This window comes from Paenibacillus sp. FSL R7-0331, from assembly GCF_000758645.1.
Classification (GTDB): domain Bacteria; phylum Bacillota; class Bacilli; order Paenibacillales; family Paenibacillaceae; genus Paenibacillus_AQ; species Paenibacillus_AQ camerounensis.
The window spans coordinates 3,099,975-3,112,636 of the sequence record NZ_CP009284.1 but is presented as its reverse complement, the minus strand read 5'-3'; the positions used below and the strand labels follow the sequence as shown (position 1 = coordinate 3,112,636).

Here is a 12,662-nt window from a genome sequence, read left to right as displayed (position 1 = left end):
AAGGTGGAAATATTTACGATTCCCGTTTCATTTGATTGGAGTTGGCAATAAACAGGGTGATTACAAGGACAAGAATGGCCCCTGAATAGAGCAGTGTATCCATAGGACTCTCATGATCAATAATAATCAGGCGGGTAATTGCGGTAATGCCTATATAGATGAAATAACGAAGCGGAAAATGATATTTCGCCTCAAAATATTTAATAATCAGCGCTATAAACTCAAAGTACATGAAGTAGACCAGAATGCCCTCCAGCAGCTCCAGCTTCGATAAAGCCCCGTCATCATTAATAAAATGAAAAATTTCCAGCGTTTCCTTACCCAAAAAAACAGTCAGGATCAGCGCCAGCACAATCAGAGAGCAATTCAGGACCCACTGCAGAACCAGCGGTACATACACAAATTTGTTATCCAGTTTCATTCTGCTTCAGTCCTCTCCATATATTTGCCCTAGTATAAAAGTGATTGCGTTTCCACTGCAAGCCCGCTCCTGCGCCCGTTCCGGGGATTGGATTTCTGTCCCCTTCAAAGTTATACTGGTTGTATTTCATCTTTATATTCACAGCACAAAAAGGAGAATGTTCCCATGCCTATCAACCGCCCGCTATTTACCGACAGCGACCTGCAGGAAGCCATTGACCGCAAGCTGCCGGTACGGGTCTTTGAAAATGATCATCTCGTGAACTCGGGGGCAACCATTGTCCGATTCACCGATTCAGATGTAATCATCCAGTCGCGGGTTAGCGATTTAACCTATTATTCCCGCCGGACCTGCCAGTTTTTTGAGGTCAGAGGCTAGATTATGAAGGGACACGCCTCAGATACCTGTGAATTATGCGGACGCTCTCCACTCGTTACAACGGTCCACCATCTGGTTCCCAAGGAAAAAGGCGGCACCCTCCAGCCGACCGCTCTGCTGTGCAAGGCCTGCCACCGGCAGATTCATGCCCTGTATACCAATGATGATCTCGTGATCCTGGAGCTTACAACGGTGGAAGCCCTGCAGCATGACCCGCAGATTGCTTCCTATCTGAAGTGGATAAGCAAGCAGGCTCCGGGTTCAGAGCCCAAGCTCCGCAAATCACAGCGTGTCCGGGGAAAACGTTAACCCGAATTGAAAACTTGTATCATCAGGAGTAGGTTTTATGCAGCAGGGAGACACTATAGAGCGAATAACGGCTGACAGCCGATACCAATCTATAGTGAGGTGCTCTAATGTTCAAGCGTTTTGATGAAATTCTGATCGAAATCCCTCAGGTTGAGCGTCCGGACCCTAATGCTGCGGCTGCGGTACAGGAGCTTATGGGCGGAAAATTTGGTGAAATGTCCACCCTTAACAACTACCTGTTCCAATCCTTTAATTTTCGCGGCAAAAAAAAGCTGAAGCCGTTCTATGATCTGGTTACCAGTATCACGGCAGAAGAGCTTGGGCATGTGGAGCTGGTTGCACATGCAGTAAATAAGTGCCTCTGCGGCTCCACTTCATATAAAGAGCCCGACCAGACGCCGCTTAATCCGTTTAAGGATATGCGTAATACTTATTTTGCGCTCGCCGGCGCCCAGTCAGCCCTGCCGGTTGATTCGATGGGCCGGCCCTGGAGCGGCGAATATGTGTTTAACAGCGGCAACCTGATTCTGGATCTGCTGCATAACTTCTTTCTCGAATGCGGTGCGAGAGCCCATAAGATGAAGGTGTATGAACTGACCGATCATCCGGCTGCCCGCGAGGTTGTCGGTTATCTGTTAGTACGCGGAGGCGTTCACGTGGTGGCTTATGCGAAGGCACTGGAAATGGCGACCGGTGTGGATGTAAGCAAGCTCATACCTATTCCTTCCCTTAACAACAAGGCATTCTCGGAAACGCATAAATATGAGTCAAAAGGGCTTCATACCAAGCTGTACACCAACAGCGAAGGTGATTTCACGGCGATTAAGCAAATCTGGAAGGGGCCCCACCCGGAAGACGGACAGCCGCTTGAGGTGGTGGAGGGCTCTCCTAAAGGACATCCGATTGCTGAAGCTCCTGAGGTTCCGGAAGAATTTGCACCCGGCATTTCCGAGGAGGACTTTCTGGCCATTGCTGCCCGGCTGCAGAAGGCTGCCGGAATACATTAACCAGATAACACAAAGAAGCCGGATGCTGCACCTACGGGTCAGCATCCGGCTTCTATTTAAGTTTATCATTTGTGATGTAATTGCTGCTTCATCGTTCTTCAGGCTACCGTTTGATCCTGCTGCTGTTACTCAGCTTCTCGTTAAGTATATCCTGAAAGCTCTGCGTCTGTTCATTTGTTCTGGATGGCTTGGGGTCGTTGACCGGTTGAGGTCTAAAATATTGATGATTGAAAGCCATAAGTTTATGTACTGCCATGTTCATAACGATTCAGCCTCCTTCCGAAATCTACACCCTTTTGCGCGGATGCGAATGTACTTATCCCTTATATAACCTTCCGCTTCCAATCCTAAACAATTATTTTGCACAATTTTGCATTTCTATTAAATGAAATAGCTTTAAGCCCTGAATCAGCCTAAAGCTATTCATGAATGCTATTTCAGCGCAGCCCAGGAAGCCCCGTCCAGCTGCTCCAGCTCATGGCTGTCGAGCCTGAACCCCATTGCCCCGATATTCTCCCGCGCATGCCGGACCTTAGAGGCTCCGGGAATGGCAACAACTGTCTCTCCGTGAAAATGAATCAGCCAGTTCAGGGCAACCTGCCCCGGTGTAACCCCGTACTTCCCGGCAAGAGCCGACAAAAGCTCAATCAGCGGTCTGCTGCGGGCCAATCCCTTCTCATTCAGCCCTGACTGCATCCGTCGGATCGTGGACAGCCCGCTGATCTGCGCCGGATCACTGTGAAAACGCCCGGTCAGAACGCCCTGCTGCAGCGGTGAGTAGGCTATGATGGAGATGCCCAGCTCCTTCGCGGCAGCCATAGTGCCGTTACGGTCGATAGTGCGGTGCAGCAGATTATACTTTACCTGGTTGGAAACAAGCTTCAGTCCGTGCTGCTGCAGCAGACGGTGTGCCTTTACCATCTGGGCAGCCGAATAATTGCTGACCCCGGCATAGCGGATTTTTCCGGCTTTGACCAGTCCGGCCATAGCTTTCATTTCACTTTCGATTGACGACAAAGAGAAGGGCTGGTGAATTTGATATAAATCAATCTGCCGCCCGCCCAGACAGCGGATACGCTCATCAATGGTGGAGGTGATAGAGCCTGCCGTACGGAGCATCGGCCACCATTTAGTCGCAATCAGCGGGTTCGCATGAGAGCTTCCTTCAAGCCTGAGCTGATCCAGGACGGCGGCAAGCGCCTGCTCGGACTTGCCTCCTCCGTAGATTTCTGCCGTATCCACCCAGTTCATGCCGCCTTCCAGGCTAATCTTTACGATGCCCAGGATATCGGAATCCTCAAGGTTGCTCCAGTATTTCCCCACTACTCCGCTGCCCCGGCTGAACTGCCAGCAGCCCAGGCCCAGCGGTGATACAGACAGCTCTGATTGTCCCAGCGGACGGCGTCCGGCTGCGGTTGTACCTGTATTCATCTCTCATCCTTCTTTCAGTGAAAATTAGAGTTAGTATAACTGAATAATATGGTATAATTACCCTGCTCTGCATGTTCCAAGTTACAGTGAACGCTGACCGGAGTTACAACTTTATCGGAGGGACTTCATGTTAAAATTCGTGGGCTTTTTATTTCTGGCACAATTACTGGGCAATCCGTTTCTTGCCCTGATTGTACTGTTCCTCATCCTGTATTTCCTGGACCGCCGTTATGTCGGCATCTTGCCCAGCATCGGCAAGCCTTTCCGCAGGAGCCGCCAGATGTCCAGGCTGCGGACGACCATCAGCCTGAATCCTAACGATGTGTCTGCCAAGTTCGAGCTGGCCCGCCTGCTGATTGAACGCAAGCGTTATAGTGATGCCAAGGACCTTCTGCTGCAGATTTCAGACCGTTATGAGCAATCTGCCGAATATTGGGTCGAGCTCGGATATGCGAACCTCAAGCTGGGAATGCTGCCGGAAGGTGAAGCCCAGATGCTTCAAGGGCTGGAGATTAACCGCAGGGCCAAGTACGGCCAGCCGTTTCTCCGTCTGGCAGAGATGTTCCGCAATGTAGATCAGGATAAGGCGCTGCATTACGTTACGGAGTTCCAGGAGATCCAGACCTCCTCCAGCGAAGCCTATTACCTGGCCGGTTCCATGTACAAGGTGCTCAGCAGAAATGATGAGGCCAAACGGGCTTTTGAAGAATCCATCGCGATTTACCGCTCCCTGCCAAAATATAAGAAGCGGCAGGAACGCGGCTGGGCGCTGCGCAGCTATTTTGCAAAGATGCGCTAATCTGCGCCTGTACATAACGGTATGCAAATGTGAGTATTAAAGAACCTCTGTGTATGACTGGGCTGCCAGTAATGCACAGAGGTTCTTTTGCCTACCCTGACTGCAGCATACCTGCTGATATGTTACATATGCAGATCATGCTTCGCAGGCTCTCCGCTCTCCTTGACGCCGAACGGCCACCAGTTCGCCCGGCCGAACATGCGTACCATAACCGGCACAAAGAACGGCAGGAACACTAGTGCATAGAGAGCGAGCCCTGACAACACTACCGTCGCAATCTGCATCATCGACAGGACTCCTGAAGGATACATCGAGGCAAAGGTTCCGCCCAGGATCACCACCGCTGACAGGATGACAGTCCCCATGTTGCGCATGGCATGCAATATCGCTTCACGCACATCCCAGGTTTTGTTCTCATTGAAGCGGGCCATGAGGAAGATGCTGTAATCGACACCAAGGGCAATCAGCATCACAAAGCTGAAGAATGGTGTTGTCCAGGTGATGCCGGAATAATCCAGCAGGTTAACGAAAATCGTTTCCGTAATACCGAGTGCTGTAATATAAGTAACCAGCAAAGATCCTATCAGATACAGCGGCATAATTACCGAGCGAAGCAGCAGAACCAGTATGATGAATATGCCGGCCAGCATCAGCACAACCGTCCGTGTATAGTCTTCATTGGAAATAGTCTGCAGATCGCTGTAGGTACTGGTGACGCCGCTGATCGCCGTTTCGGCATTTTCAAGCTTCGTCCCCTTCACAGCCCGTTCAACGGCTGCCTGAATATCAGGGATGCTGTCAATCGCTTCCGCGCTGTACGGATTTCCGGCGAATACGACATCCAGTGTCATCACCTTGCGGTCATCTGACAGGTAAGTATTGAATACCTGCTGCATGTCATCCGCTTCAAGCGCTTCCTCTGGAACAAAGAAGCCGCTCAGCTCATCGTCACCGGCATCCCGGATCTGCTGCAAGTAACCCTGCGCAGAGCTTAGTCCGCTGGTGATCTGCTGCAGTCCTTCCGCACTGTCGCTAAGTCCCCCGGTCAGTTCACCAATCTGCCCGGTCAGCTGCCCGAAGCCGTCGGCAAGCTGTTGCTGTCCGCCCTGCAGCTGATCAAGTCCGCCGGTGATATCCGGAAGCTTACCGCTGATTTGTCCCTGGCCGTCAGCCGCCTGATTCAGCCCGTTCTGCAGCTGTCCGATACCGGCAACCAGCCGCTCCAGGCCTTGAGCCAGGGCAGTCTGACCTGCTGCGGCTTTGGCATAGCCGTTGTTGGCTTCATTCAGCCCTGCTGCAGCCTCTCCAAGCTGGCCCGAGATCTGGCCAAGGCCTGCTGCAAGCTGAACAGCTCCAGAGCCGGTCTGGCTTACAGTGACTTTAACAGTCTGGTAATCCTGATCCTGTAACAGTTCAGGATGGCTGCTCTCGAGCTGGCTAAAGGAAGCATCCAGTCCGGTAAGTGCAGCCGCTACGCCATCCAGCTGCGCCTGCAGCCCGTCTAGCCCGCCGCCGAGTGCCGTCAGCCCGGCACCGACCTGCTTGTAGCCTGCAAGCAGCGCCATATTGGCATCAGCAAGCTGCTGTGCACTGGCTGCCGCCTTAGACAGTCCGGCTTTGATCTCACCGGCTCCGGCAGCACCGCTCCTGATTCCGTCCTCAACCTGAGCAAGACCCTCTCCTAGTGCGGCAATACCCTCTTTAAGCGTTGTTGTTCCTTCTATGAGCTTCGCGCTGCCTGCCGCCGCTTCCTGAAGCTTAGGCTCGTTCGCGCTGAGTTGCTTGCTCGCTTCAGCAAGTCCGGACTGGATTTGGCTCAGACCGTTATTGCTCTGATTAAGTCCATCTGATAGTGTTGCCACCTGTACAGGAATCAGAAAATCATTGATTCGCTCGCCGGTCGGCCGGGACATGCTGCGTACCGCTTTGACGCCGTCCACCTTTTCCAGCTCCCGGCTGATTTTTTCAGCCAGCCCCATATATTCTGAGCTGTCCATCCGGTCATCATTTTTAATTACAATTTTACCCGGCATGGATTCGCCCGGACCAAAGCTTTCGGATATGATGTTGAAGCCTTTAACCGAGGCATAATCGGCACCTATCTCATCCATGCTGTTGAAGGATAGCTTCCCGTCATAGGTAACCAGAAACGGCACAACGATAGCAGCCACAATTAACAACGCTGCCCATGGCCTTTTCAGCGAAAACGAGCCTGCCGCCCCCCAGATCCGGCTCTCACTGTGCTCCAGTCTGCCGCGTGACGGCCAGAACAGCTTTTGCCCCAATAGCGCCATAAAGAACGGAACTACTGTAACCAGCGCAAGCAGCATCACCGCAATTCCCACAGCTACAGCCACCGCCGAGCGGTACAGCATAAATTTCGACAGGCCGATCGCTACGAATCCTACGAACACGGCAAGCCCGGAATAAAACACCGTTCCTCCAGCCTTGCGGTATGTAGAAATAATGGCACTTTTCGTATCTTCAGCAGATGCCAGCTCTTCCTTGAAACGGCTGATCAGCAGAATACAATAATCCGTACCGATTCCGAACATAACCGCCACCATAAAGATTTGCGTAAAGGTCGATAGGGGGAAATCAAACCGGTCCACCAGAAAAGACACCACCGACTGGGAAACAACATAGCTTAGGCCCACGGTCAGCAGCGGCACAAGCGGCGCTACAAACGAACGGAACACGACGAACAGAATAAGCAGGATAAAAACTACAGTGATGTACTCTGACTTTTTGAGTCCCGCTTCCGAGCTTGCAATCGTATCCTCGGTAATTAATCCTTCGCTGGTCAGATAATGATCCGCCGTCACATTCACGAGCAGCCCATCCACTTTATCCGGCAGTTCCTTGACCGCCTCATCCCCGCCTTTGACCGACAGGGCGACCATAACCGTCTTACCATCCTTGGCAATCAGGGTGTCTGCGAGCTCTGCCTGTGAGAACGGTTCGGTTACTGAATCAAGCTTCAGTACCTCCTTTGCCGCAATCAGCTTCTCTACACCGTGCTTGATGCTCTCCGTATCCGCGGCACTTAGCCCGCCCGGCTTGTTGAACACCAGCGCCACCTGATGGAGCGCCTCTCCTCCCTTGGCAGCAGCAGCCTCCTTCATAATCTCTGCCGCCCGTGATGAGGTGTAACCGCCAGGGACCGAAATCTGCCCCTTTTCCCGGACAAGATCAGACATTGAAGGTGCTGTCATAAATAAAACAACCGCAGCAGCCAGCCAAAGGGCAATGATAGCCCATCTGGCTTTAAGAATGGTCTTCACTCGCTGTTCCCTCCTGTTTCCTGCATAATAAACGCCAGCTTTTCAAACATTGTTACAAACTTCTCGATATCCGCTTCCTCAAAGTGGAATAGATATGGGGAGATTACATCCTGCACCTGCTTCTCCGCCAGCTGAAATATTTCTTCCCCTTGCTTCGTAAGTGATAAATACACCAGACGCCGGTCATTCCCGTCACGGGTCCGTTCAATCATCCCTGCCTCGTCAAGCCGGTTAATAATGGCGGTGATCGAGCTTTTGCCAACACATACAGCTTCAGCCAGGTAAGTGGCCGTACACAGCTTCTGCGACTTGATCAGCCGCAGAATCAGAAACTGGTCATTCGTGACTCCTTCAGGAATCCGCTCCTTGATCCGTACACTTATCTGTCTTGTCACTACAAGATAGGCATCTATATAGCGGTTAATCCAATGCTGCGCCTCTTCATTCAACGTTCAGGCCTCCTTCATTTCGGGATAATAGTTCATGTGTCGAACTGTTTTATAATGAAACTATATTACCCGCTTTAAAAAAAGTCAACGGTATATTCCCAATGGCTAAGGAGCGTCCGTTAAGAAGCAAAAAAAGCTACCCGCTTAAAGCGGATAGCTTCAGAATTATAATAGGGGAAGCAGCAACGAACCCGTTACTCGTCCTCCTCTGTTTCTTCAACTTCGTACACACAGCGGTACATTTCGATGCCTGCCGGGTTCTCGCCAAGGCTATACACCATGAAGCCCAGGGCACGATAAAAGTCTGCAGCAACCTCGTCCTCGGTTTCTGCAAGCACATACCGGGGCTGCAGCTCAGCCAGCAGCTCCAGAATCATCCCCCGGGCATACCCCTTGCCTCTGTTCTCAGGCAGCACGGCAATGTGGCGGATCTCAAGCGAACCGTCCTCCGTTACCTCAAAGCCGGTAAGCCCAAGGAGCAGACCCTCCTCTTCCCAGCCGTACAGCTTAAGTCCCGGCAACTTCTTGTATTCAACAGAAGCACGCCACAGGGCATCTGGTTCATCAATAACCGCATAACTCAGCAGTTCATCTACTTCAGGTGTTCCTAAATGCTGCTTCAGATCTGTAAACATAACACTTCCTCCGTTTTCATGTAAATCTGTAAAGAATAATCAAACCGGCCCACACACCGGTGAGGTTCAGCAGCAGATCATCTACATCAAAGCTGCCCACGCGCAGCAGCATCTGCAGGGTTTCGAGCAAAAGAATAGAGGGAACCGCCCACAGCGTAAGCGTAAATACATTCCGGAGCCTGGCCTGCACTAGCGGAATCAATACGCCAAATGGAATGAATACGATAATATTCCCCGCCAGATTGATCAGCCTGCCCGTGAAAGGCACACCGTTGTCCATGTCGAAGTACAGCTTAACTGTTCGCAGCGGCTCCAGGTTATATTGCATTGCCCCTTCTGTACGCACGGTCCGGCCGAATCCGAGAAACATCCAGTATAACACAGCAGCGCTATAAAAAAACAACAGTACCCCCGCTAAAATCCGCAATCCCGGACGGAGCTGCGCCCTGCGGGAGGGTCGCCGGCCGGCCCGGCCCCTGCTTCGCTTATCAGCTATGGCTCTCACCTTCGATAATCTCAATGCTGCCATCCTGCTTGCCGATAATCGCCATACTTGCAATACCTATGAACAGACCGTGATCTACCACACCTGAAATACCCTGAAGCTGTTCTGCCAGCTCTGGCGCTGAAGTTATGGCTCCGAAATGGCAGTCAGCGATGTAATTTCCGTTGTCCGTCCGGTAGAGCCCATCTCCGCTGCGGCGCAGCTCCGGCTTGCAGCCCAGCTTACCAAGCTTAGCTACTGTCCATTCCCAGGCAAAGGGCACAATTTCAACCGGCAAAGGGAATTTGCCGAGCGTCGTTACAGCTTTGCTCTCATCAGCAACAACGATCATCCGCGTGCTGCCCGTTGCCACAATCTTCTCACGCAGCAGGGCCCCGCCGCCGCCTTTGATCAGCTGCAGGCTTCCGTCCAGTTCGTCAGCACCGTCAATAGTCAGATCCAGGCTGTCAATATCGCCGAAGGCTGCCAGAGGAATACCGAGCTCACGCGCCTGATCCTCGGAAGCCTGCGAAGTGGCTACAGCAATGATGCTCAAGCCTTCCCGGACCCGCTCACCAAGCTTGCGTATTGCCCAATAGGCGGTTGAGCCTGTGCCCAGGCCCACCTTCATCCCGTCCTGTACGTATTCTACGGCTTTCTCCGCAGCCAGCTGCTTAACATTGACACTCATTTTTATACCCCCATGTTATCCGTTATAATGGTCTAACAACTTAAAACTATATACTTTCCGGGAGGACTCACGATGAGAACCGCAAATCAGATCCAATCCAAAATCAATGAGCTGACGATCCAGCGCAGGTCCCTCGAGACCCGGCTGGCTCCGCTGCCCCAGGACAGCCCCCAGCGTGCGGGCTTGAACGCCCAGCTGACCAGGCTTGAGGATATGATTCTGATGCTTGAATGGGTACTGGACGCGCCAACCGGCAAATACCATGCATGAATACTGCAGTTCAGGCAGCATCAGACTGTAACATAAGTTCTGAGCATTTCCTCATAGAGCTGAGTATTATCCTGCTCGAAGCAGACAAAAGCTATTAAGTTCAGCGGCAGCTTGCCGGGATCAGTGCTCTGCACATAATCAACCACGGCAGCAAGAGCAGTCTCACAGGCCAGCCTTCTGGGAAAGCCGTAAACTCCGGTGCTGATATTCGGATAAGCAATGCTGCGTGCTCCGCGGGCGCAGGCCAGTTCAAGGCTGCTGATGTAGCATTTGGCCAGCGTTGCCGCCTCCCCTGCACCTCCGCCCTTCCATATCGGCCCGACTGTATGTATTATTCCCAGATTAGGCAGCCTGCCTGCAGTGGTAAGTGCAGCTTGCCCCGGCATAACGCCGCCTTGCTTCTGGCGGATAACTGCACACTCCGCTGATATCTGAGGTCCGCCCGCACGGTGAATCGCCCCGTCCACCCCTCCGCCACCGTAAAGACCGGAGTTGGAGGCGTTTACGATAAAATCGCCTGCCCAGGCAGTAATATCTCCCGTATTTACCGAGATCACTACATCATTTATACGGACTTGCATATCCGGCCTCCTCCTTCGCCGCAGCTTCCAGACTCATAACCAGCTCTTTTTCACCTTTGCGGCCGGCCTTTCCGGGGAAAGAAGCATATCCGGACAGCACACCTTGAATAGAGGCGCCTCGGATACGTGTCACCATCCAGTGCATGGCAGCATCCATAGTCATTTCTCCGGTGCCTGCCGGCACACGGCATAGAGCATAGGCTGTCCCGGTTTCTCCTTTATCAAGCCGCTCCCCGGGTGTTGAAAGCACCGTATACTGAAATAAAGGCACAGCCTCCGGCCTCTCCTCGTCCTCACGGAACTGCTCATGAAATACAGAATACATTAGTTTTCCGGCCGGGGCCGCAGCATCTTCAGCCTCCTGCTGCCTGATCAGCCTGCTGTTCTGAAAGGCTATCAGCGCTGCGGCAAGCAGCAGGAACAGGGCGGCGCCGGCAATTGCCGAGATCATCATGCTCACCTGCCATTCGCATTCTTTTTACCAACAACGTTACTATATTATCACGGAGGAGGATGCCGGGGAATGGTTCTTAAGAGCAGAATGCTCAAAAAAGTACGTCTTTCTTAAAAGTTACTTTGAAATATTCATATTAACAGTTGAATCTTCCGGCAGCATGATCCATAATGAGGTTGTACATGCTGTTTGTCAATTCATAAGAGATATCAAGGAGGAATAGCTTCAATGAAATTTTTCTTGGATACCGGAAATATTGAAGAAATCAAACGGATTACCCGGCTCGGATTAGTGGACGGCGTGACGACCAACCCGTCGCTCATTGCCAAGGAAGGCAGATTGTTTAAGGAAGTCATTAAGGAAATCGTCGAGATTGTACCCGGACCTGTAAGCGCCGAAGTAATCGGCCTGACGACGGATGAAATGCTGAGCGAGGCACTGGAAATCGCTGAATGGGCACCGAATGTTGTAATTAAGCTTCCTATGACCGAAGACGGTCTAGCTGCCTGCTACGAGCTGACCAAGCGCGGCATCAAAACCAATGTCACCCTGATCTTCTCTGCTGCACAAGGCCTGATGGCCGCCAAAGCCGGAGCTACTTATATCAGTCCTTTTGTAGGCCGCCTCGATGATATCGGAGTAGACGGCATGAAGCTGATTAAGGATCTTAAGACGATTCTTACCAATTACGGGCTGACCTCGGAGATTATTGCAGCCAGCATCCGCAATATTGCCCATGTGGAAGAAGCGGCGATTGCCGGTGCGCACATTGCGACCATTCCCGGCTCCCTCCTGCCGTCCCTGTGGAAGCATCCGTTGACAGACAACGGAATTGAGCGTTTCCTGAAGGACTGGGAGACCGTGCCTCAGGAAGCAAAATAACGGATTCCGATTATAAATGGAGCACCTCACCTGTTGAAGGGAGGTGCTTTTTTGTTCTGTTTTTCCGTTATTGACATCATTACTTGTCATAATTATAATTGTCATAACAACTAATTAAGAAAGGAAGATTCCATATGTCCGGTTCCTCCCCCCGCCAATTCCTCGGATTTCTGCTCGGTTCCACCTACCGGAGAATTTCAACTGCTTTTGCCCGTGCGCTCAAGCCGTATGATATCACTCCTGAGCAATGGTCTGTTCTGCTCATGATTGTTGACCGCAGCGGGATTAACCAGAAGGAGGTTGCGGCGGCAGCAGCCAAAGACCAGCCGACAACCGCCAGGATTGTAGAACTGCTGCTAAAGAAGGGCTTTATTACGAAATCGCTGAACCAGAGTGACCGCCGTGCTTTCCTGCTGTATCCGACTGACCTGGGCAAGCAGCTCATTGAAGATACCGTTGCCCTTGAACGGCAGGTCATCAGTACAGCTGTAACCGGACTATCGGACGCTGAGCTTGAAGTGCTCCGCGGGATGCTGGAGCATATCTATCACAACACTGCAATTACACAACAGGAACAGGAGTCTTGA

Annotated in this window: 16 protein-coding genes; 7 read left to right on the top strand and 9 right to left on the bottom strand. The window is 51.9% G+C overall.

The features are described 5' to 3' along the window. Positions 1-13: 13 nt before the first annotated feature. Positions 14-421: a phosphate-starvation-inducible protein PsiE gene (psiE, locus tag R70331_RS12935; protein WP_042176041.1), complete on the bottom strand. Its 408-nt coding sequence runs from the start codon at positions 419-421 to the stop codon at positions 14-16. A gap of 165 nt (positions 422-586) precedes the next feature. Here psiE and R70331_RS12930 point away from each other — a divergent pair, with 165 nt between their 5' ends. From R70331_RS12930 to R70331_RS12920, 3 genes are all read left to right on the top strand, one after another. Further along, positions 587-799 carry a hypothetical protein gene (locus R70331_RS12930; RefSeq protein ID WP_042176039.1) on the top strand — a complete coding sequence of 71 codons (213 nt, stop codon included), beginning with the start codon at positions 587-589 and terminating at the stop codon, positions 797-799. 3 nt (positions 800-802) lie between these two features. Next, on the top strand, positions 803-1,108 hold the full coding sequence (locus R70331_RS12925; RefSeq protein WP_042176038.1) for an HNH endonuclease: 306 nt from the start codon (positions 803-805) through the stop codon (positions 1,106-1,108). A gap of 107 nt (positions 1,109-1,215) precedes the next feature. Then, positions 1,216-2,115 carry a manganese catalase family protein gene (locus R70331_RS12920; RefSeq protein WP_042176036.1) on the top strand — a complete coding sequence of 300 codons (900 nt, stop codon included), beginning with the start codon at positions 1,216-1,218 and terminating at the stop codon, positions 2,113-2,115. Between the two features lie 432 nt (positions 2,116-2,547). Here R70331_RS12920 and R70331_RS12915 read toward each other — a convergent pair whose 3' ends face one another. Then, positions 2,548-3,546 carry an aldo/keto reductase gene (locus R70331_RS12915; protein WP_042176034.1) on the bottom strand — a complete coding sequence of 333 codons (999 nt, stop codon included), beginning with the start codon at positions 3,544-3,546 and terminating at the stop codon, positions 2,548-2,550. A gap of 127 nt (positions 3,547-3,673) precedes the next feature. Between R70331_RS12915 and R70331_RS12910 the strand changes: the two genes are divergently transcribed. Continuing rightward, the gene (locus R70331_RS12910) at positions 3,674-4,345 is read left to right on the top strand and encodes a tetratricopeptide repeat protein (RefSeq protein ID WP_042176031.1); all 672 of its coding nucleotides are present in this window, start codon (positions 3,674-3,676) and stop codon (positions 4,343-4,345) included. 122 nt (positions 4,346-4,467) lie between these two features. Here the strand turns inward: R70331_RS12910 and R70331_RS12905 are convergent, their stop codons facing one another. From R70331_RS12905 to rpiA, 5 genes are all read right to left on the bottom strand, one after another. Beyond that, a complete protein-coding gene (locus R70331_RS12905) occupies positions 4,468-7,629 on the bottom strand; it encodes an MMPL family transporter (protein WP_042176028.1) in 3,162 nt (1,053 codons plus the stop codon). Then, positions 7,626-8,078 carry a MarR family winged helix-turn-helix transcriptional regulator gene (locus R70331_RS12900; RefSeq protein WP_042176026.1) on the bottom strand — a complete coding sequence of 151 codons (453 nt, stop codon included), beginning with the start codon at positions 8,076-8,078 and terminating at the stop codon, positions 7,626-7,628. Before R70331_RS12900 ends, R70331_RS12905 begins: the two co-directional genes overlap by 4 nt. A gap of 194 nt (positions 8,079-8,272) precedes the next feature. Further along, entirely contained in the window at positions 8,273-8,713 is a 441-nt protein-coding gene (locus R70331_RS12895) for a GNAT family N-acetyltransferase (RefSeq protein ID WP_042176024.1), read from the bottom strand. Positions 8,714-8,729: 16 nt separating this feature from the next. Next, a complete protein-coding gene (locus tag R70331_RS12890) occupies positions 8,730-9,116 on the bottom strand; it encodes a VanZ family protein (protein ID WP_231576462.1) in 387 nt (128 codons plus the stop codon). An 85-nt stretch (positions 9,117-9,201) separates the two neighbouring features. Further along, the gene (gene rpiA, locus R70331_RS12885; protein WP_042176022.1) at positions 9,202-9,888 is read right to left on the bottom strand and encodes a ribose-5-phosphate isomerase RpiA; all 687 of its coding nucleotides are present in this window, start codon (positions 9,886-9,888) and stop codon (positions 9,202-9,204) included. A gap of 72 nt (positions 9,889-9,960) precedes the next feature. Between rpiA and R70331_RS12880 the strand changes: the two genes are divergently transcribed. Continuing rightward, positions 9,961-10,158, top strand: coding sequence for a hypothetical protein (locus R70331_RS12880; protein ID WP_042176020.1), 198 nt, complete (start codon positions 9,961-9,963; stop codon positions 10,156-10,158). Between the two features lie 20 nt (positions 10,159-10,178). On the opposite strand, the gene R70331_RS12875 is transcribed toward R70331_RS12880, so the two are convergent. Both R70331_RS12875 and R70331_RS12870 read right to left on the bottom strand, forming a co-directional pair. After that, positions 10,179-10,739, bottom strand: coding sequence for a macro domain-containing protein (locus tag R70331_RS12875; protein ID WP_042176017.1), 561 nt, complete (start codon positions 10,737-10,739; stop codon positions 10,179-10,181). After that, positions 10,720-11,193 carry a hypothetical protein gene (locus R70331_RS12870; RefSeq protein ID WP_156131122.1) on the bottom strand — a complete coding sequence of 158 codons (474 nt, stop codon included), beginning with the start codon at positions 11,191-11,193 and terminating at the stop codon, positions 10,720-10,722. Before R70331_RS12870 ends, R70331_RS12875 begins: the two co-directional genes overlap by 20 nt. A gap of 228 nt (positions 11,194-11,421) precedes the next feature. On the opposite strand from R70331_RS12870, the gene fsa reads away from it, so the two are divergent. Together fsa and R70331_RS12855 are read left to right on the top strand one after the other, a co-directional pair. Next, entirely contained in the window at positions 11,422-12,075 is a 654-nt protein-coding gene (gene fsa, locus R70331_RS12860; RefSeq protein WP_042176008.1) for a fructose-6-phosphate aldolase, read from the top strand. Between the two features lie 134 nt (positions 12,076-12,209). Then, complete coding sequence (locus R70331_RS12855; RefSeq protein ID WP_042176006.1) at positions 12,210-12,662, top strand: MarR family winged helix-turn-helix transcriptional regulator; 453 nt, start codon at positions 12,210-12,212, stop codon at positions 12,660-12,662.